This window comes from Pseudarthrobacter niigatensis, from assembly GCF_030812615.1.
Classification (GTDB): Bacteria; Actinomycetota; Actinomycetes; order Actinomycetales; family Micrococcaceae; genus Arthrobacter; species Arthrobacter niigatensis.
Genome location: NZ_JAUSTB010000007.1, coordinates 177,461 through 196,051, shown reverse-complemented (window position 1 = coordinate 196,051; position 18,591 = coordinate 177,461). Strand labels below are relative to the sequence as shown.

The 18,591-nt window shown below is 68.3% G+C and carries 15 protein-coding genes and 1 pseudogene; 9 read left to right on the top strand and 7 right to left on the bottom strand.

Going from position 1 to position 18,591, the window contains the following annotated elements; all coding sequences use genetic code 11:
• Positions 1–202: 202 nt before the first annotated feature.
• Positions 203–1,918, top strand: coding sequence for a thiamine pyrophosphate-dependent enzyme (locus J2T23_RS12750; protein WP_307360452.1), 1,716 nt, complete (start codon positions 203–205; stop codon positions 1,916–1,918).
• 105 nt (positions 1,919–2,023) lie between these two features.
• On the opposite strand, the gene J2T23_RS12745 is transcribed toward J2T23_RS12750, so the two are convergent.
• Positions 2,024–2,803 carry an SDR family NAD(P)-dependent oxidoreductase gene (locus tag J2T23_RS12745; RefSeq protein WP_307360450.1) on the bottom strand — a complete coding sequence of 260 codons (780 nt, stop codon included), beginning with the start codon at positions 2,801–2,803 and terminating at the stop codon, positions 2,024–2,026.
• Positions 2,804–2,874: 71 nt separating this feature from the next.
• Between J2T23_RS12745 and J2T23_RS12740 the strand changes: the two genes are divergently transcribed.
• On the top strand, positions 2,875–3,504 hold the full coding sequence (locus J2T23_RS12740) for a TetR family transcriptional regulator (protein ID WP_307360448.1): 630 nt from the start codon (positions 2,875–2,877) through the stop codon (positions 3,502–3,504).
• Between the two features lie 140 nt (positions 3,505–3,644).
• Positions 3,645–4,289: an NADPH-dependent F420 reductase gene (locus J2T23_RS12735; protein WP_141158168.1), complete on the top strand. Its 645-nt coding sequence runs from the start codon at positions 3,645–3,647 to the stop codon at positions 4,287–4,289.
• 75 nt (positions 4,290–4,364) lie between these two features.
• Here J2T23_RS12735 and J2T23_RS12730 read toward each other — a convergent pair whose 3' ends face one another.
• Together J2T23_RS12730 and J2T23_RS12725 are read right to left on the bottom strand one after the other, a co-directional pair.
• A complete protein-coding gene (locus J2T23_RS12730; protein WP_141180727.1) occupies positions 4,365–4,712 on the bottom strand; it encodes a hypothetical protein in 348 nt (115 codons plus the stop codon).
• A gap of 246 nt (positions 4,713–4,958) precedes the next feature.
• Complete coding sequence (locus J2T23_RS12725) at positions 4,959–5,201, bottom strand: hypothetical protein (protein ID WP_307360467.1); 243 nt, start codon at positions 5,199–5,201, stop codon at positions 4,959–4,961.
• 55 nt (positions 5,202–5,256) lie between these two features.
• Between J2T23_RS12725 and J2T23_RS12720 the strand changes: the two are divergent.
• The 4 genes and pseudogenes from J2T23_RS12720 to J2T23_RS12705 form a co-directional block, all read left to right on the top strand.
• A pseudogene (locus tag J2T23_RS12720) lies at positions 5,257–5,607 on the top strand (DUF4232 domain-containing protein); the annotation flags it as partial.
• Positions 5,608–5,822: 215 nt separating this feature from the next.
• On the top strand, positions 5,823–7,427 hold the full coding sequence (locus J2T23_RS12715) for an FAD-dependent oxidoreductase (RefSeq protein WP_307360443.1): 1,605 nt from the start codon (positions 5,823–5,825) through the stop codon (positions 7,425–7,427).
• A gap of 34 nt (positions 7,428–7,461) precedes the next feature.
• A complete protein-coding gene (locus J2T23_RS12710; protein WP_307360441.1) occupies positions 7,462–12,507 on the top strand; it encodes an Lhr family helicase in 5,046 nt (1,681 codons plus the stop codon).
• Entirely contained in the window at positions 12,500–13,330 is an 831-nt protein-coding gene (locus J2T23_RS12705; protein WP_141158173.1) for an Fpg/Nei family DNA glycosylase, read from the top strand. The genes J2T23_RS12710 and J2T23_RS12705 overlap by 8 nt, the downstream gene beginning before the upstream one ends.
• A 32-nt stretch (positions 13,331–13,362) precedes the next feature.
• Here J2T23_RS12705 and yczE read toward each other — a convergent pair whose 3' ends face one another.
• Positions 13,363–13,983 (bottom strand): membrane protein YczE, encoded by a 621-nt coding sequence (gene yczE / locus J2T23_RS12700; protein WP_141158174.1) that lies wholly within the window; start codon positions 13,981–13,983, stop codon positions 13,363–13,365.
• Positions 13,984–14,043: 60 nt separating this feature from the next.
• Here yczE and yczR point away from each other — a divergent pair, with 60 nt between their 5' ends.
• The gene (gene yczR, locus J2T23_RS12695; protein WP_307360437.1) at positions 14,044–15,555 is read left to right on the top strand and encodes a MocR-like transcription factor YczR; all 1,512 of its coding nucleotides are present in this window, start codon (positions 14,044–14,046) and stop codon (positions 15,553–15,555) included.
• Positions 15,556–15,655: 100 nt separating this feature from the next.
• Here the strand turns inward: yczR and J2T23_RS12690 are convergent, their stop codons facing one another.
• Entirely contained in the window at positions 15,656–16,348 is a 693-nt protein-coding gene (locus J2T23_RS12690; protein WP_307360434.1) for an SRPBCC family protein, read from the bottom strand.
• A complete protein-coding gene (locus J2T23_RS12685) occupies positions 16,345–16,980 on the bottom strand; it encodes an ArsR/SmtB family transcription factor (protein ID WP_307360430.1) in 636 nt (211 codons plus the stop codon). The genes J2T23_RS12690 and J2T23_RS12685 overlap by 4 nt, the downstream gene beginning before the upstream one ends.
• A 99-nt stretch (positions 16,981–17,079) precedes the next feature.
• Between J2T23_RS12685 and J2T23_RS12680 the strand changes: the two genes are divergently transcribed.
• A complete protein-coding gene (locus J2T23_RS12680) occupies positions 17,080–18,042 on the top strand; it encodes an RluA family pseudouridine synthase (protein ID WP_307360463.1) in 963 nt (320 codons plus the stop codon).
• Here J2T23_RS12680 and J2T23_RS12675 read toward each other — a convergent pair.
• Complete coding sequence (locus tag J2T23_RS12675) at positions 18,039–18,563, bottom strand: O-acetyl-ADP-ribose deacetylase (protein ID WP_141158178.1); 525 nt, start codon at positions 18,561–18,563, stop codon at positions 18,039–18,041. The genes J2T23_RS12680 and J2T23_RS12675 overlap by 4 nt on opposite strands.
• Between the last annotated feature and the right edge of the window lie 28 nt (positions 18,564–18,591).

Genomic DNA, 18,591 nt, shown 5'->3' with positions numbered 1-18,591 from the left:
GTCTTCATCGACTCACCCCTGACCATGCTCGTCACCGCCATCGCCTCCATCCTCATGGTCGCCGGCTGGTACGCCTGCCGCCACCGCATCCGCCACATCGCCGAAACCCGCGACGGCTACACCGGGAAAGCACCCGTGATCGCCAACCGGATGCCCATTTCCTGACCACAACGCCTGCAATCATCCGAGCTGAAGAAAGACCATGACACCAGAGCCGCAGCCCACCCTGACCACCTCCCATCCCCAGCCCGCCGCCGTCGTCCACCACCAGGAACGTGTGGCGCCCGCCCTCAAATCCGCCGGACACGTCATCGTCGATTCGCTGGTGGCCCACGGCGTGGAACGCACCTACGTGGTTCCCGGCGAGAGCTTCCTCGACGTGCTGGACGGCCTGCACCAGTCCAGCATTGAAACCGTCGTCTGCCGGCATGAAGGCGGGGCCGCCTACATGGCGGAGGCGGACGGCAAGTTGCAGCAACGCCCGGGTGTCGCGATGGTCACCCGGGGACCGGGCGCCGCGAATGCGCATGTGGGCCTGCACACCGCCTGGCAGGACTCCACACCCATGCTGCTCTTCGTGGGCCTGATCCCGTTTGCCCACCGGGACCGCGAAGCGTTCCAGGAATTCGACATCAAGTCCTGGTTCGATACCGGCGCCAAGCGCGTCATGGTTCTGGACCATCCGGAGCGGGCCTCCGAAATCGTGGCCGAAGCCATGTTTTCGGCGATGAGCGGACGGCCCGGGCCCGTGGTTGTTGGCCTGCCCGAGGACGTGATCCGCCAGCAGGTCAGCCCGGAACTCCACCCCGCAATACCCGTAGCCGCAGGGGGCTTGAGCGGCACGGACTCCGCGGCACTGAAGGCTGCCCTGGCCGAATCCAGCAAGCCGCTCTTCGTCACCGGCGGCAACGACTGGACGCAGGAGGCGGCCACGCAGCTCACTTCCTGGCTGGAGCGCCATCACATCCCGGCCGCCGCGGAGTGGCGCACCCAAGGCACGGTGTCCTTTGATTCGCCGTCCTACGTGGGGCCAATCGGGTACGGCCGGCCCAGGCCCACATATGACCTCCTGGAGGAGACAGACCTCCTGGTGTTCGTGGGCACGGTGCCCGGAGATGTGATCACTGACGGATTCGTGTGCCGCCAGGACTGGAGCAAGAAGAACTTCCTGGTGACGGCGGACCCTTCGCTGCGGGGGCGGTCCGGACCCGTGTCACGGCAGATCCTGGCCAAACCGGACGCGTTCGTCCGGGACCTGGAGTGCATCGACCTGCCGGTCAAGGAAGAGTGGAAGGCCTGGACGGCGAGGATGCGGGGAGAGCAGGAAAGCTTCGCGGCGCTCCCTTCTGCGTCCCCGGCGCCGGGCAAGGCGAGGATGGACACCCTGATGGCCAACCTTGTGCCCCGACTTCCCGGGGATGCGATGGTGACGTTCGGGGCCGGGGAACACACCAACTGGGCCCACCGGTATTTCCCAACCCGCCGCTACGCGTCCATGATCAGCGCCCGCAACGGCTCCATGGGGTACTCGGTGCCGTCCGCGATCGCCGCGTCGCTGGCCCAGCCAGGACGGCGGGTGGTGACCATCGCGGGGGACGGCGAGTTCCTCATGAATGGGCAGGAGCTGGCCACCGCCGCCCAGTACGGCGCCACGCCCCTGGTGGTGGTCATGGACAACCAGGAGTACGGCACCATCCGCACGCACCAGGAACGGCACTACCCGCAGCGCGTGTCCGGCACGCAGTTGAAGAACCCCGATTTTGCGCTGATGGCCAGGGCTTTCGGAGGGTTTGGCATCACCGTAACCGAGGACCGGGACGTGCCGGCCGCCTTGGATGCCGCGTTGGCGGCCATCGACGGCGACGGGGTGTTTGCCCTGATCCACCTCATCGTGGAGCAGCGCGTCAAGGCGTACTAGGTGCAGCGCGCTTTGGCGCCCACGGCCCAAGGTGAGGCGGGCGACGGCGGGAGCTCCCGCCGTCGCCCGCTTGCCTTAACTGCCGGTCAGCAGCGCCGCCGCCGGCTACAGTGCCGACCAGCCGCCGTCGGAAGCAAGGACGGCGCCATTGATGTTGGTGCCGTCATCGCTGAGCAGGAAGGTGATGGACGCGGCGAGCTGGGCGGCGGTGGCCGGCGCCGGTATGTTGGCCTGCATCAGCGGGCCCAGGCGTTCGACGGCCAGCTGCGATCCCCAGTTGGCCACGATGTTCGTGATGGTGGCGCCGGGGGCCACCGCGTTGAAGCGCAGCCCCTTTGGCCCGTACATGACGGCTGAATTTTTCGTGAGGCCCACCACCGCATGCTTGGACGCGGTGTAGGCGGCACCGGCCGCGGAACCCCGCAGCCCTGCTTCGGAGGCCACGTTGACCACGGAGCCCGTGCCGGCTTCCAGCATCAGCGGCAGCACTGCGCGTGTCAGCCTCATTAACGCAGTGACGTTGATGCGGAAGACCCGGTCCCAGGTGTCGTCATCCACGTCGTGGATCGGGGCGAAGTTGTCCATGATGCCGGCAACGTTGGCCAGTGCGTCTACCTTGCCCCCGGCGGCCCCGACGATGGCAGCCACTGTTTCTTCCGTTGAGATGTCCCCCGCCACCGGAACCAGGTCAAGGTCGGCGTTGTGCGCCACGAGCTCATCCAGCCGCTCCTGGCTGATGTCGGCCGCCACCACCCGTCCACCTTCGCGCGCCACGCGCAGTGCCGTGGCCTGTCCGATGCCTGAGCCAGCCCCGGTGACAATGACGGTCTTGCCGGCGAACCGGCCCGGGGTGACGGATTCCTGCCAAGATGCGTCGGTGGCCATGATGGTCCTTCCAGAGTGGGAGCGTAATGCCCACACTTTATGACACGCGGTGTCATTATGGAAGGGAAGCAATGGCACGCGATATGGATGGAGGCGCAGCAGTGGACGGTGAAACCGCGCGCGCGGCGGGCAGGCCGGCGACCATCGACGCCGACTCCGTGGCACGCATCGCAATGGACCTGTTTGCCCGCCAGGGATACGGCAAGACCTCCATGGCGGACATCGCCCAGGCCGCGGGAATAGGGAGGAAGAGCCTTTACCGCTACTTCGCCACCAAGGCGGACCTGGTGTGGGGCGGCATGGAACCGGCCCTCCAGGCATCCTTGCGTGCCCTGGGCACCGGAACCACTGCCGCCGGCAGTCCTGCCCGGCCCGGGCCGCCGATCAGCGTCCTCGCCGATGCGGTGGCTGCCGGGGCGGCCGCACTGCCTCATCCGGATCTGGCCCGGGCGCGCCTCCGGCTCATCGCAGAGCACCCGGAACTGCTCAGCCACAGCCACGAGGCGCTGGGGGCGCAGCGCCGGGAGGCTCTGGCCTACCTCTCGGCGGCCGGGGTGCCGCAAGGAACCGCGGGGTATGTGAGCGCCGCCTTCATCGCCGCCACTTTCCAGGCCTGGCTGGATTGGGCCGCCGGAACCGACGCCGACCCGGCCCCCTACCTGCGGGCAGCGGCAGAAGTCCTCAGGATCCCAGCCACCTGACTCCGGTACTGATAAGCGGACAACAGTTTCCTTGGCCGGGAATAGATTCACAAAGACACTAGTTGAAGCTTCAAGTAAGGGCATTTCAACGAAGGACTGCAGTGAATTTCCTATCCCGCCTCTTTGGAAAGAAGAACATCATGACCGACATCACCATCATCGGCACCGGCAACATGGCCCGCGGACTCGCAGCCCGCGCCATCGCCGGAGGCAACAGCGTCCAGATCCTGGCCCACGGGGACAAGGCCAAGGCCGACGCCCTGGCCGCGGAATTCACCGGCCAGGTAAGCACCGGCGTGCTGGGCGACGCAGTCACCGGTTCCATCGTCATCCCGGCCGTGTACTTCGACGCCGCCAAGGAAATCGTGGCCCGCTACGGCGACGGCCTCGACGGCAAGGTCTACGTCGACATCACCAACCCCGTGGACTTCTCCACCTTTGAAGGCCTCTCCGTTCCGGCCGGCAGCTCCGCCGCCGAGGAACTGCAGAAGGCCACCGGAGCGAAAGTTGTGAAGGCTTTCAACACCACTTTTGCCGCCACCCTTGGCGAGGGCCAAGTGGCCGGCCAGAAGTTGGACGTCCTGGTGGCCGGAGATGATGAGGCAGCAGTCGCCGCCGTCGCCGCTTTCGCTTCCGCTGCCGGCCTGACCCCCATTGTGGTGGGGCCACTCCGCCGCGCACGGCAGCTGGAACAGACCGGTTTCCTGAACATCCTGCTCTCAGCCAATGAGCAGCTGCCCCAGTTCCAGTGGAACTCGGCCCTGAGTTTCGTTCCCGCGGCGTAGCCGGCGAAGCACCCACCGCAACTGAACAGGGGAAGGCCGGCACGTTCGTGCCGGCCTTCCCCTGTTCAGTTGCGGCTAGAGCCGGTCAGTCCGGTCCTCGCCGCCCTTATGGCCGCCGCCCCGCAGGTTCTCCTGGACCTTTCCGAACAGGTCCTTGATGGTCGATTCCGCGTTGGAAATGACATCCACCGGCACGTAGACCTCATGCGTGACGGGCAGGTCGTATTCATCCTTCAGGTGCGTGCCGTTTCCTACTCCCGCCAGGGAAAGGTAGACCATGGCCTCGGTCCGAGCGATGCCTGCGAGCTTTCCGAAGACCACCGTGAACTCGTTCGGCTGGAAGCTGATGGTCTGCCCTATGTGGCTGCGGCCCAGTTCACCGGCCTGGATGACCTTCTCCGACTGGCTTCCGGTGTAGTCCATGAACTTCTCCTTCGATCGCCAACACGTACGCTGGCAGTCTAGCGCCGCCCCTCGACACCGTCACAGGGCCCGGCACTTTGGGGGCCGGCACCGTCGCCCCCGCCGCCGGCACCCACGTCGCAGGCGGCGGGCAGGAGGGACGCATTTGGTGCCCGGATCATCACGATCCGGGCATCAAATTGCCGCTACCGCATGTGGCATCGTTGACGCGGGCAACGGCTACCGCGAAGGTGGTGCCATGAGGTCTCAGAAAATTTCCCAGGGGTTTGCCTTGACGACGGCGGCCGCGGCTGCGGCGCTGCTGCTCACCGCATGCGGGCCAAGCCAGCCACAGTCCCAAACGACGACCACGCCCGCCACCGGGCAGGCCAGCCAGTCCCCCACGGCATCGGCGTCCACGCCGCCTCCGTCGTCCCCGGCACCGGCAACGTCGACGCCCGCTTCACCCGCCCCAGCCACATCCGCTGCCGGCGGGCCCGGGCTATGCAAGGCGACCGGACTTACCGCCGCGACCGACGCATCCGGCGGCGGGGCCGCCGGCAGTGTCTACATGAAGCTCAACCTCACCAACAAGGGCTCCGACCCCTGCATCCTTCGCGGCTACCCCGGCGTCTCCCTCGTAGCGGAAGCCACCGGCGCCCCCATCGGCGCACCTGCGGCCCGGGACGACTCCGCCGGCGTCGTTGACGTCCTCCTGGCCCCCGGGCAGACCGGCACCGCAGTCCTCCGGTACACACAGGCCCGCAACTACCAGGGCTGCGCACCTGTCGACGCCGCCGGGTACAGGATCTATCCGCCGGAGGACACCGACTCCCTGTTCATCCCGGAGCCCACCACGGCCTGCAGCAACGCGGACATCACCCTGCTGAGTATCGGAGCATTCCAGCCCGCCTGACCGCTTGGCTTCACGCCCCGCGGAAGCCCCGAATGACGTCAGGGTGCCCCGGCCGACAAGCCGGGGCACCCTGACGTTTATGTTGGACCGCCGTCGGACCAAAAACCGATTTCATAAGTACACTTATCAAATATGCCGCGAGTAGCAGGGGTGCATAACGGACCCGTCGCAAATCGGGCTTGTGAGGTTGTGGACCGAAGGCAGGTTGGACTGGCATGACGTCGATTTGGCTGGACCGCAGGGCTCCCTTCGCCGCAGATCCGTTCGAACCGGATTCCAGGTACGACACGGTGGTGGCGGGTGCAGGGCTCACCGGATTGGTCACCGCCCTGCTGCTGGCCCGGTCCGGGCAAAGCGTGCTGGTGCTCGAGGCCCGCCACCCGGGAGCCGTCACCACCGGCAATTCCACCGCCAAGGTCTCCCTGCTGCAGGGCACGTTCCTGTCCCGGCTCGCCCGCCAGTATTCGCGGAAGCAGGTGCAGGCTTACGTGGACGGGAACCGGGAGGGACAGGCGTGGCTGTTGCGCTACCTCGAGGAACAAAACGTGCCCTTCCAGCGCCGCACCGCCTACACATACGCTGCGTCCGCCCAAGGCACTGAGAAACTGCGGGAAGAGCTCAGCGCCGCCGGCACTGCCGGGCTGGACGTGGACTATGTGCGCGACGCCGGCCTTCCGTTTCCCGTCCACGGCGCCGTGCGCCTGCGCGGCCAGGCCCAGATCAACCCGATGGATGTCCTCGATGCCCTGGTGGCGGACATCCGGAGCCGGGGCGGCCGCATCGTGGGCGGAGTCCGGCTTCGCGACGTGACCGGTGACGCGCCCTCCATTGTCCGGACCGACCGGGGCAGCGTCAGGGCGGACAAAGTAGTGCTGGCCACCGGCATCCCGGTCCTGGACCGCGGCCTGTACTTCGCCAAGCTGAAGCCCGCCCGTTCCTACGCGGCCGCGCTTGAACTCCAGGAGGAGCAGGCACCTCCGCCGGGAATGTACATCTCCGTCGAAGAACCCACCCATTCGCTGCGGGACTATGAGGTGGACGGGCGGAACCTGCTGCTGGTGGGCGGGCACGGGCACCACGTGGGCAGGACCGATTCCGAGAAGGCGCACCTGGCCGGCCTGCTGTCCTGGGCGGACAAGCACTATCCCGGTGCTGTTGCCACCCACACGTGGTCCGCGCAGGACTACCACCCCACCAACCTCATGCCTTTCTTTGGCAAGCTTCCCCGGGGTAAGGGCCGGATCTACTTTGGCACCGGTTACAACAAATGGGGAATGACCAACGCGGTGGCCGCCGCCCTGGGGATCTCGGCGGACATCCTCGGCGGAAAGATGCCCTGGGCTGACACCATCCACCACCGCATCACGGCACCAGCCGGCGCGTTTTCCGCCGTCAGCCTGAACGCCGGGGTGGCGGCCAGGCTGGCCTCGGACTGGGGGAAGCTGGCGGCGGAGGGCCGGAGGTTTGACGGGTTCAAACGTGCCAAGGACCGGCCTGCTGCGCCTCCTGCTCCGGGCGCGGGCACTACTCCTGTCGCTGCGGCCCCCGCACCCGTCCCTGGCGAACACGCGACTGCCGCAGCCCCGACCGAAGGCCATGGCAGCGTTTACCGCGCCGGCAACCGGCCGGTGGCAGTATCCACCGTTGGCGGAAACACCTGCAGGTTGTCCGCGGTCTGCACCCATTTGGGCGGCATTTTGCATTGGAACGACAACGAACAGACGTGGGACTGTCCCCTGCACGGCTCGCGCTTCACCAACGAAGGCAAGCTGCTTGAGGGCCCTGCCACCAAGGACCTGCCCCAGGCCGGGCCTGCGTGAGTTGGGTGTCGGTGCCGTGGGGCATGATGGAGGCATGAACCAGGAACAGCGTCCTGCCGGCGGCGGTGCCTCCGGTACGGCTGCGCCCATGGGCCAGTTCAGCCGGCCCACCCGGGATTGGTTCCTGGGCGCATTTTCGGAGCCGACTCCGGCGCAGGCCGGCGCCTGGAACGCCATTTCCTCCGGCTCGCATGCCCTGGTGGTGGCCCCCACCGGCTCCGGAAAGACGCTCGCCGCCTTCCTCTGGGCCTTGGACCGGCTCCTGGTCTCGCACGCCCCTGAGCCTGCCGCGGAGGAGCCGCCGGCCAAAGGCAAACGCGCGCGGGCACCCAAGCGCAAGACCCGCGTCCTCTACATATCACCGCTGAAGGCGTTGGGCGTGGACGTGGAGCGGAACCTGCGCTCCCCGCTGATCGGCATTACCCAGACCGCAAAGCGGCTTGGGCTACCCGCGCCGCTGATCACCGTGGGGGTCCGGTCCGGGGATACGCCCGCAGCTGAGCGCCGCGGGCTCCTGAGCAGCCCGCCGGACATCCTCATCACCACCCCCGAATCGCTGTTCCTCATGCTCACGTCAAAGGCCCGGGAGACGCTCACCGAGGTGGACACCATCATCCTTGACGAGGTCCACGCCGTGGCGGGCACCAAGCGGGGAGCGCACCTTGCCGTATCACTGGAACGGCTGGACGCGCTGCTGCCCAAACCCGCACAGCGCATCGGGCTTTCTGCCACGGTGGAACCCCGGGAACTCGTGGCGCAGTTCCTTGCGGGCTCGGCACCGGTGGAAATTGTCGCTCCGCCGGCCCGGAAGAACTGGGACCTGACGGTTTCCGTGCCGGTGGAGGACATGTCAGACCTGCAGGGCGCGGCCGGGGCGTTCGATTCCGGCCCGGCATCGGGGCTGCAGCCGCAGGCGTCCATCTGGCCGCACGTGGAGGAAAAGATCGTGGACCTGGTGCTGGCCAACCAGTCCACCATCGTCTTCGCCAATTCCCGGCGCCTCGCGGAGCGTCTCACGGCCAGGCTCAACGAGATCTACGCCGAACGCCAACTGGTTGCCGTCGGCGGCGGCTGGGACGGGCCCGGTCCGGAAGGGCAGGCGGCTCCGCCCGGCACTGCGGGGGAACCGGCGTCGGGCATTCCCGCGTCAACCGCCACCCCGGCGCACATGATGGCCCAGGCCGGAAGCTCCGCCGGGGCAGATCCGGTCCTGGCCCGCGCCCACCACGGTTCCGTATCGAAGGACCAGCGCGCGCTTATCGAGGACGACCTCAAGTCCGGCCGGCTTCGGTGCGTGGTGGCAACCTCCTCGCTGGAGCTGGGCATCGACATGGGTGCCGTGGACCTGGTCGTACAGGTTGAATCGCCCCCCTCGGTGGCCAGCGGCCTGCAGCGGGTGGGCCGCGCCGGGCACCAGGTGGGCGAGATCTCCCAGGGCGTCCTCTTCCCCAAGCACCGCGCTGACCTGGTCCACACCGCCATCACGGTGGAGCGCATGCTGGACGGCAAGATCGAGCGGCTCAGCATCCCTGCCAACCCGTTGGACATCCTGGCCCAGCAGACCGTGGCCGCCACGGCACTGGGCAGCATTGACGTGGAGGAATGGTTCAGCACCGTGCGGCGCTCCGCGCCTTTTGCGTCCCTCCCACGATCCGCGTTCGAAGCCACCCTGGATCTGCTGGCCGGGCGGTATCCCTCCGACGAATTCGCCGAGCTCAGGCCCAGGATCATCTGGGACCGCAACGCCGGTACCATCGAGGGCCGGCCGGGAGCGCAGCGCCTGGCCGTGACGTCCGGCGGCACCATCCCGGACCGCGGGCTGTTCGGCGTCTACATCATCGGCACTGAACAGGAAGGCTCTGCCTCCCCCGCCGAGGACGGCAAACCGGCGCGCGCGCCCAAGGGTGGCCGCCGCGTAGGCGAGCTTGACGAGGAAATGGTCTACGAGTCCCGGGTGGGCGACGTCTTTGCCCTGGGCGCCACCAGCTGGAAGATCGAGGACATTACGCACGACCGCGTCCTGGTCTCCCCTGCATTCGGGCAGCCCGGAAAGCTGCCTTTCTGGAAGGGTGATTCGCTGGGCCGGCCGGTGGACCTGGGCCGCGCCCTGGGTGCGTTTGTCCGCGAGCTGTCCGCGTCCGATCCCGGCCCGGCCACCGAACGGTGCAAAGCCAGCGGCCTTGACGACTTCGCCGCCAACAACCTCATCCAGTACCTCAGCGAGCAGAAGCAGGCCACCGAGGTGGTCCCCAGCGACACCACGCTGGTGGTGGAGCGGTTCCACGACGAATTGGGCGACTGGCGCGTGATCCTGCACAGCCCATTCGGCATGCCGGTGCACGCGCCCTGGGCATTGGCTGTGGGGCAGCGGCTGCACCAGCGCTACGGGCTGGATGGCTCCGCCATGGCGGCCGACGACGGCATCGTGCTGCGGGTGCCCATGATGGAGGACGAGCCGCCGGGCGCCGAGCTGTTCCTCTTCGATCCCGAGGAACTGGAACAGATTGTCACCGCCGAGGTGGGTGGCAGCGCCCTCTTCGCCTCCCGGTTCCGGGAATGCGCGGCACGGGCGCTCCTGCTGCCCCGGCAGACCCCCGGCAAACGCCAGCCCCTGTGGCAGCAGCGCCAGCGGTCCGCCCAGCTGCTGGATGTGGCCCGGAAATACCCCACGTTCCCGATCGTGCTGGAGACCGTGCGCGAGTGCTTGCAGGACGTCTACGACCTGCCGGCGCTGAAGGACATCGCCGCATCCGTGGAACGGCGGGAACTGCGGATCCTGCAGACCACCACGCAGCAGCCCTCACCGTTCGCCAAGTCCCTTCTCTTTGGCTACGTGGCCCAGTTCCTCTACGAGGGCGATTCCCCGCTCGCGGAGCGGCGCGCCGCCGCGCTGGCGCTGGACTCCACGCTGCTCAATGAGCTGCTGGGCAGGGTGGAACTGCGCGAACTCCTGGACGCGAAGGTCATCGACGCCACCGAACGCGAGCTCCAGCGCCTCGCCCCGGACCGCCGTGCACGCGGAATGGAAGGCGTGGCGGACCTGCTGCGGCTGTTGGGGCCCCTCGATCCGGAAGAGGCCGCCTTGCGGCTGGAACCTGCCGAAACCCCTGTGGTCGAGGCCAACGAACCCGGGGCCCATGAGTCCGCCGAACCGGTGGGTGAGCCCGTGGAGGCTGCACGCGCCGAAACCCCCTCCGCCACTGCGGCCGACGCCAACGCCCACCTCCTGGCGTTGCAGCGCGCCAACCGTGCCATCAAGGTCAACATCGGCGGCGTGGAACGCTTCGCCGCGGTGGAGGACGCCGCCCGCCTCCGCGATGCCATCGGCGTGCCGCTGCCGATGGGTGTTCCGCTGGCCTTCATTGAGCCGGTTGCCGATCCCCTGGGCGACCTCGTCTCCCGGTATGCCCGCACCCACGGCCCCTTCACCGCGGCGGAGGCTGCGGCCCGGCTGGGCCTGGGCGTGGCCGTGGTGGGCACCGCGCTAAAGCGCCTGGCGGCGGACGGCCGCGTGGTGGAAGGGGAATTCAGGCCGCATGTGACCCCGCCGGCCCGAGAGGAAGCTGACGCAGCGCCGCAAATTGACGGAGCAGCACCGCCGCCAGCCAACGCCCCCGGCGCTGACGCCCCACACACCATCACCAGCGAATGGTGCGACGCCGAAGTGCTGCGCAAACTCCGGCGTCGCTCCCTGGCCGCCCTGCGCGCGGAAGTGGAACCGGTGGACGCCGCCGCCTACGGACGCTTCCTCCCCGCATGGCAACATGTCAGGACCCCCGGCGGCGGCCGCGGACAGCCCTCGCTGCGCGGACTGGACGGCATCATCACTGCCATCGACCAGCTCTCGGGAGTACCCGTCCCCGCCTCGGCATGGGAACCCCTGGTGCTGTCCACCCGCGTGTCCAACTACCAGCCGGCCATGCTTGATGAGTTGATGGCTGCCGGCGAGGTCCTGTGGTCCGGGGCCGGGGCGTTGCCCGGGAACGACGGCTGGATCAGCCTCCACCTGGCGGATTCGGTGGAGCTGACGCTGAACCCGTCCCCCGAGTTCGAACCAGGGGACGCCGGCCAACGGCTCCTTGATCACCTGCGGAACAACGGCGGCGGGTATTTCTTCCGGCAACTGTCCGAGGTTGCCGGCGGCATGGACGCCGTCCTCAGCGACCAGGAAGTAGTGGCAGCGCTCTGGGACCTGGCCTGGGCCGGCCGGATCACCGGAGACACCTTCGCCCCCGTGCGGGCCCTGATCGCCGGGGGCCACACCGCCCACCGCCAGGTTGCCCGCGCACCGCGGGCAAGGGCACCACGGCTGAGCCGGCTGGGCCGTTCCCATGGCACCGGCCTGATGGGGTCCCCCGGACTGTCCGGCGGCCGCTACGGATCCCAGGGCGCAGCGACGCCGCCCACTGCCGCTGGCCGCTGGTCCGCGCTGCCCGAACCTGAACTCGATGCCACCATCCACGCCCGTGCCACCGCGGAACTCCTGCTGGACCGCTACGGCGTGGTTACCAGGGGTTCGGTCATGGCTGAGCAGATCCTGGGGGGTTTCGGACTCATGTACAAGGTACTGGCCCGGCTGGAGGAAGCCGGCCGCTGCCGCCGCGGCTACTTTATCGAGCACCTGGGCGCCGCCCAGTTCGCAGTGCCCGCCACCGTGGACCGGCTTCGCTCCTACTCGGAGGACACCGGGCTGGCCAAGGCTGAACCCGTTGCACTTGCCCTCGCCGCCACAGATCCGGCCAACCCCTACGGCGCCGCACTCCCCTGGCCCGCCCCGCAGGACGACGCCGGTACCGGCCACCGACCCGGCCGCAAAGCCGGGGCGCTGGTGGTGCTGGTGGACGGTGCGCTGATTCTCTACGTGGAGCGCGGCGGAAAGACGCTGCTGGCTTTCAGCGACGACGACGCCGTCCTCGCCGCGGCAGGTGCGGCGCTGGTGGGAGTCGTGACCCGTGGAGCGGTGGACAAGCTGATCATGGAGAAGGTGAACGGCCACGGCATCCTCGATACCCCTGTTGCCGCTGCCCTCAGCGCCGCCGGAGCCTACTCCACGCCGAAAGGACTGAGGATCCGTGCCTGAGGGGGATTCTGTGTGGCGGGCCGCGCACCAGCTGCATGAGGCCCTGGCGGGACAGACACTGATTGCCTCTGACTTCCGCGTGCCCCGGTTCGCCACCCTGGACCTTTCCGGCTGGACCGTGGATGAAGTGGTCCCCAGGGGCAAGCACCTGCTGATGCGTGTGGTCAGCCCAGAGGACAAGAGGCTGACCATCCACTCGCACCTGAAGATGGAAGGCGCCTGGCAGGTTTACCCGCCCGGCGGGAGGTGGCGGAAACCGGGTTACACCGCCCGGTGCGTTCTGCGCACTGCCGTGGCGGACGCCGTCGGCTTCTCGCTGGGCGTCGTGGAAGTGGTGGCCACCGCCAACGAAGACTCGATTGTGGGCTTTCTCGGCCCGGACCTCCTGGGCCCTGACTGGGACCTGGACGAGGCCGAACGGCGCGTCAGGTCGCGCCCCGAGGTTCCCATCGGTGTGGCACTCCTGGACCAGCGGAACCTCGCCGGCATAGGAAACATCTACCGTTGCGAGGCGTGCTTCCTGTCGGGGGTGCATCCCGCCACCCCGGTTGCCGATGTCGCAGACGTGCGGACCATGATGACCGACGCCAAACAGCTCCTGGAGGTCAACCTGGGTGCGGGGCGCCGCGTCACCATCCTCAATAACCGGGGCATGCCGGTGGGCAGGATGGCGGGCAGGCCGGGCTACTGGGTCTACGGCGGAGAACGGCGGCCGTGCCTCAAGTGCGGCACCCCCATCCAGCGGGGGCTCCTGGGCAAGCCAAACGGCGAGGAGGAGCGGGACATCTACTTCTGTCCGAGGTGCCAGCCCCCGCCTGCCTGACGTACAGCCAGGCGCCCTAACAGTCAGGCGCTTTAACAGTTCGCGGTGGTGGGTTCCCTGGCGGCACTGGCCTTGCCGGGGCCAACCACGAAGCGCGGCAGCAGGAGGTGGACCAGGGGACCAATCGCCAGGGCGTAAACCACGGTGCCCACACCCACCGATCCGCCCAGCAGCCAGCCGGCCGCCAGCACCGTCACCTCAATCAGCGTCCGGGAAAACCTGACCGTCCATCCAGTGCGCCGGGCAAGCCCCGTCATGAGGCCATCGCGGGCACCCGGCCCGAATCCGGCACCGATGTAGCACGCAGAGGCCACGGCATTGGCCAGCACTGCGCCCGCGAGGAGGCCGATCTGGCCGGCCAGGTAGCTGACCGTCGGGATCAGTGCCAACCCGATGTCCGCGAAGACGCCCACCAGAATGGCATTGCAGAGCGTCCCGAAGCCGGGCATCTGCCGCAGCGGAATCCACAGCAGCAGCACCAGGAAGCTCACGGCGATTACCACCACGCCGATGCTCAGCCCTGTCCGGTTGGCCAGACCCTGATGGAACACGTCCCACGGATCCAGGCCCAGGCCGGCGCGGATAAACATGGCCAGGGAGATGCCGTACATGGCGAGGCCGGTGAACAGCTGGACGAGTCTGCGGGTCATCATGGAACCATGATCACAGCAAACTGGCATTGAATTACATATCCAGTCTGAAATACTGGCTACATGCCTGCCGCCCTTACCGCCCTCGCGCTGTCGCGCCTCCTCGGCCCGTGGAACACCAGGACGGGGCCGGCATACCGCGAACTCGCCGACGTCATCCGGCTGCTCATCCTGGACGGCAGGATCCCGCTGGATACGGCGCTGCCCAGCGAGCGCGCGCTGTGCGCCGCACTCGATATCAGCAGGACGACGGTAACGGCGGCGTATTCAAGCCTTCGGGAGCAGGGATTCCTCAGCAGCGGCCAGGGCAGCCGCGGGCGCACACGCATTCCGGAATTGACCCCTTTTGGTTCGGCCCTCTTCGGTCCGCAGCCTCCATCCACCGGGGCGTTGCCGGCCCCCGGGCTCACCGCACCCGGGCTTACCGCGCCCGGACTCACCGCACCCGCGGGACTGGTGGATCTGGCCTATTCGGCGCTGCCTGCCAGCGGCGAGGTGGTGCACCGGGCCTTCGCCGCAGCGCTGACGGAGCTGCCGGCACTGCTGCCCGGGTTTGGCTACGACGCCCTGGGACTGCTGCCGCTGCGGCAGGCCGTCGCGGACCGCTACACGGCGGCCGGAGTGCCAACCCAGCCGGGCCAGGTCATGGTGACCTCCGGAGCCCAGCACGCCCTGACCATCATCATCCGCACCCTGGCTGACCGGCAGGACCGGGTCCTGGTGGAACACCCCAGCTATCCCCACGCGCTGGATGCCATCCGCTCCGCGAAGTGCCGACCCGTCCCGGTCGCCTTTGCCGGGTCCGGCTGGGACCTGCCGGCCATGGAAACTGCCATGGTGCAGCAGAAGCCAAAACTTGCCTACCTTGTCCCGGACTTCCACAACCCCACAGGCCTGATCATGCCTAATGCCCAGCGCCGCCAACTGGTCCGCGCGGCGGCAGCGGCCGGAACCGTTTTGGTGGCAGACGAAACGCTCCGGGACCTCAACCTCGACGGCACCGCCACCACGCCCCTTGCCGGCTTCGGCAGCACTGTGGTGTCCATTGGCTCCTTGAGCAAGTCCCACTGGGGCGGCCTGCGCACGGGCTGGATCCGCGCCTCGGAGTCCATGATCCAGCGCTTTGCGGCGGCCCGGACCACCCTGGACCTGGGCGGCCCCGTCATGGAGCAGCTCGCGGCAGCCCACCTGGTGCGGGCACTGGAGGAACCGCTGCCGGCCCTGCTGCAGACGCTGCGCCGCAACCGGTCAGCCCTCCTGGATCTCCTGGCGGAACACCTTCCAACGTGGCAGGCGGCACCGCCTGCCGGCGGCCTCTCCGTATGGTGCCGGCTCCCGGCCCCCATCAGTACGGCGCTGACAGTCCTTGCCCCGGACTATGGCATCAGGCTGGCGGCCGGGCCCCGGTTCGGAATCGGCGGCGCCTTCGAACGCAACCTGCGGCTGCCCTTCACCCTGACGCCGGACAAACTGGAGGTGGCCGTCCTGGCACTCCGGGCGGCCCAGGACCGGCTGGACGCCGCACCCCAGCTGCGGCGTTCGCTCACCCAGGCTCCCGCCGTCGCCATCGCCTGAGCGACCGCTGCCGGAATCGCCGGGGCGGTGCCTCACCGCCGGAAAAAGACGGCTACCCCGCAGCTTTCCGGCGATCTGGGCGTGGAACGGGAAGCGGGAGCTACGCGTACACCCGCTCCAGGAAACCGCTCCACGCCTTGGCCGTGGTCCCGGAATCGCCGGAGCCGCTGAAATCGTGCACCGTCATGCCCACGGGGGCACCCCATGCGTTGCGGCCGAAGAACCGGTAGAGGGCGTCCGGTGTGCGGATGCCCAGGAAGTGCTCATTCGCGAAGTCCACCTCGCCCGCCAGCCGCCCCACGGCGTCGAGCTCCACATCAACCGTGGCGCCCGGCCCTGTGGAACCGGCGCCCAGTGCGTCACGGAGGCGGGTGAAGCCGTCCGCTGTCTGGGACGCCGCCGGGGCCTGGATGTCGGTGAACACCACGGGGCGGCCGTCGAAGTACTGCAGGTACTGGCCCAGCGTGTGCAGGTAGAACTCGGTGTGGCGGCTGGCGCCGTCGTACTGCTGGTCCCAGTTTTCAGCGAAGATGCCGCTGTGGACATAGTGGAGCCGGGCACGGCCGCCGTCCAGCGGTTCCAGCACGTGCTCCAGCTGGTTGAACCAGCCGTCCGGCCCCTCCATCCGGGACACAAGATGATGGGGGTATTCCTCAACGGTCTTGACTGCCGGCCATTGGTCCGTGGGGAACATCCATGCCGGCGTTCCGTTGGTAACGGCTTCCCACACCCGCTCGGGGGTGCCGGGCAGTTCGGTGTCCTGGACGATCTCGAAGTCCCGTTTGTCGCTCATTTGTCCTGCTCCTTGCCTGCTGTTTCGTTGGTTGCCGTGGAGGCATTGGTTTCTTTGAGTGCCGGATGCAGCGCCACCACGAGCCGGTGCCGCCGCCCGCAGGGCGACCCGCCGCCGTCGTGGTACTTGTCCACCAGCCGGGTCACCTCGACACCGAGCTCCTCGGCGAACGCGGCCCTGTCCGCGGCAGTGCGGAAGGTAATGTCGCCGTCGATCGCGAAGGTGGCCAGCTTCTGCCGGGCCGCGGCGGCGCCGGTGATGAGCTTGCCCACTTCCTGCACCATCCGTCCCGCCAGCGCCAGCAGCCAGAAAGCCGAGAAGCGGTCGGCGAACCGGCCCGGGTCCGGGGACACTGCGGCCAGCGCGGACGGCGAGATCAGGTAGGAGGCCGCCGCCGCCTGCAGGACCCGCTCGGTCACGTTGCCCTTGCGGCGCTCCTCCACCAGTTCCACCAGGCCATGCCGTTCCAGGGCCTTGAGGTGGTAATTCACCTTTTGCCGAGGAAGTCCGACGCGCACGGCCAGCTGCGTGGCTGACGCCGGCAGCACCAGCTCCCTCAGGATCCGCGTGCGGATGGGGTCCAGGGATGCTTCGGCGGCTGCGGGGTCCTCGATAACTGCGATGTCCTGCATGCCACCAGTGTGCCAACCGACAACTTTTTTTGTCAAGAAGTTTTTTATCGTCGGATCCCACCCGCTCCGGCCACCTGCCCCCGGTAGAATGGACCGGTGATGCAATCCCCCCTCCCCGTGCGCGACGGCGTCAACGCCACCCGCCTGCGCCTTCCGGACGAGGGCCCGTGGGACACCGCGATGGACTACATGATGCATCGTTGGGGCCACATTGATCCGCAGGGCATCGAGGACAGGTTCGACGCCGGCGAGATCGTTGGCGAGGGCGGCGTACCGCTGACCCGGCACACCAGGCTCGAGGACCACACCTTCATTTGGTACTACCGCACCCTGCCGCCGGAAACGCGGCTGCCGGTGGAGATCGGCATCCTCTACCGGGACGAGCACCTGCTGGTGGTGGACAAGCCGCACTTCCTGCCCACCACGCCGGGCGGCACCTACATCCAGGAATCCGCCCTGGTGCGCCTCCGGAACCAGCTGGAGCTGCCGGACCTGATCCCCATGCACCGGCTGGACCGCATGACGGCCGGCGTGCTGCTCTTCTCCACCAACCCGCAGACCCGGGGCAAATACCAGGTGCTCTTCGAGAAGCGGCAGGTGCAAAAGGAGTACGAATGCGTGTCCGCCGCCGAGCCTTCGCCGGGGCACCCCGCCGTCGACTTCCCCGTGGTGGTCCGCAACCGGATGACCAAGTCCCGCAGCTACCTGCTGGCGGAGGTCATCGACGGTGAGCCGAACGCGGAAACCCGGATTGAGCGGCTGGAAACGTTCGACGGCGGGCCTGCGGCAGGTGCCGACGGCGCAGGGCAGCGCCTGGCCAGGTACCGCCTGGAACCGCACACCGGGAAGACCCACCAGCTGCGGGTCCACATGGCCTCGCTGGGGCTGGGGATCGTGAACGACGCCTTCTACCCCGACCTGCTGGACAAGGCGCCGGACGACTACTCCAGGCCGCTCCAGCTCCTGGCCCGCGGCATCAGGTTCGTTGACCCGGTCTCCGGAAAGCCCGTGGAATACCGCAGCAGCCTGGAACTCAGCGAAGCGGTCCGGGCACGGGCCTAAACCCCGAGGACGTCCCTGAACACCGCCTCCACTTCCGCGGTGCGCAGCACGAACTCCACCAGCTCCAGCCCGGCGGCCGGATGGGCGGCCCGGAAACCGGTCAGCGCTTCCTGCGCCGCCGCGGCAACAGCCCCAGCGCTCCACCCGTAAGCCCCGGCTCCCACAGCAGGGAAGGCCAGCTCCCGGACATCCAACGTCTCAGCCAGGCGCAGGCTCTCACTGAAGCAGGACACCAGGAGTGCCGGGTTCGTCTGCCCCGCATGCCGGTTGGGTCCCACCGTGTGGATCACCCAGCGGGCCGGCAACCGGAAGGCCGGCGTTGCCACGGCGGCGCCGGTCTGCAGGCCGTGCGGCAGCCGGGCCGCGCGAAGTTCCCGGCACGCCTCAAGCAGTTCCGGCCCGGCGGCCCGGTGCAGCGCACCGTCCACGCCCCCGCCGCCGAGCAGCGAGGAATTCGCGGCGTTCACCACCGCGTCCACCCGCCGCTGCGTAATGTCCCCTTGCAGGACCGAGATCCGCATGCGGCCAGTTTCCCAAGTGCGGTACCTT

Excerpts from the sequence above, each read along its gene's own strand:
- J2T23_RS12750 (WP_307360452.1), top strand. The coding sequence starts at position 203 with ATGACACCAGAGCCGCAGCCCACCCTGACCACCTCCCATCCCCAGCCC.
- J2T23_RS12745 (WP_307360450.1), bottom strand. The coding sequence starts at position 2,803 with ATGGCCACCGACGCATCTTGGCAGGAATCCGTCACCCCGGGCCGGTTC.
- J2T23_RS12740 (WP_307360448.1), top strand. The coding sequence starts at position 2,875 with ATGGCACGCGATATGGATGGAGGCGCAGCAGTGGACGGTGAAACCGCG.
- J2T23_RS12735 (WP_141158168.1), top strand. The coding sequence starts at position 3,645 with ATGACCGACATCACCATCATCGGCACCGGCAACATGGCCCGCGGACTC.
- J2T23_RS12730 (WP_141180727.1), bottom strand. The coding sequence starts at position 4,712 with ATGGACTACACCGGAAGCCAGTCGGAGAAGGTCATCCAGGCCGGTGAA.
- J2T23_RS12715 (WP_307360443.1), top strand. The coding sequence starts at position 5,823 with ATGACGTCGATTTGGCTGGACCGCAGGGCTCCCTTCGCCGCAGATCCG.
- J2T23_RS12710 (WP_307360441.1), top strand. The coding sequence starts at position 7,462 with ATGAACCAGGAACAGCGTCCTGCCGGCGGCGGTGCCTCCGGTACGGCT.
- yczE (WP_141158174.1), bottom strand. The coding sequence starts at position 13,983 with ATGATGACCCGCAGACTCGTCCAGCTGTTCACCGGCCTCGCCATGTAC.
- yczR (WP_307360437.1), top strand. The coding sequence starts at position 14,044 with ATGCCTGCCGCCCTTACCGCCCTCGCGCTGTCGCGCCTCCTCGGCCCG.
- J2T23_RS12690 (WP_307360434.1), bottom strand. The coding sequence starts at position 16,348 with ATGAGCGACAAACGGGACTTCGAGATCGTCCAGGACACCGAACTGCCC.
- J2T23_RS12685 (WP_307360430.1), bottom strand. The coding sequence starts at position 16,980 with ATGCAGGACATCGCAGTTATCGAGGACCCCGCAGCCGCCGAAGCATCC.
- J2T23_RS12680 (WP_307360463.1), top strand. The coding sequence starts at position 17,080 with ATGCAATCCCCCCTCCCCGTGCGCGACGGCGTCAACGCCACCCGCCTG.
- J2T23_RS12675 (WP_141158178.1), bottom strand. The coding sequence starts at position 18,563 with ATGCGGATCTCGGTCCTGCAAGGGGACATTACGCAGCGGCGGGTGGAC.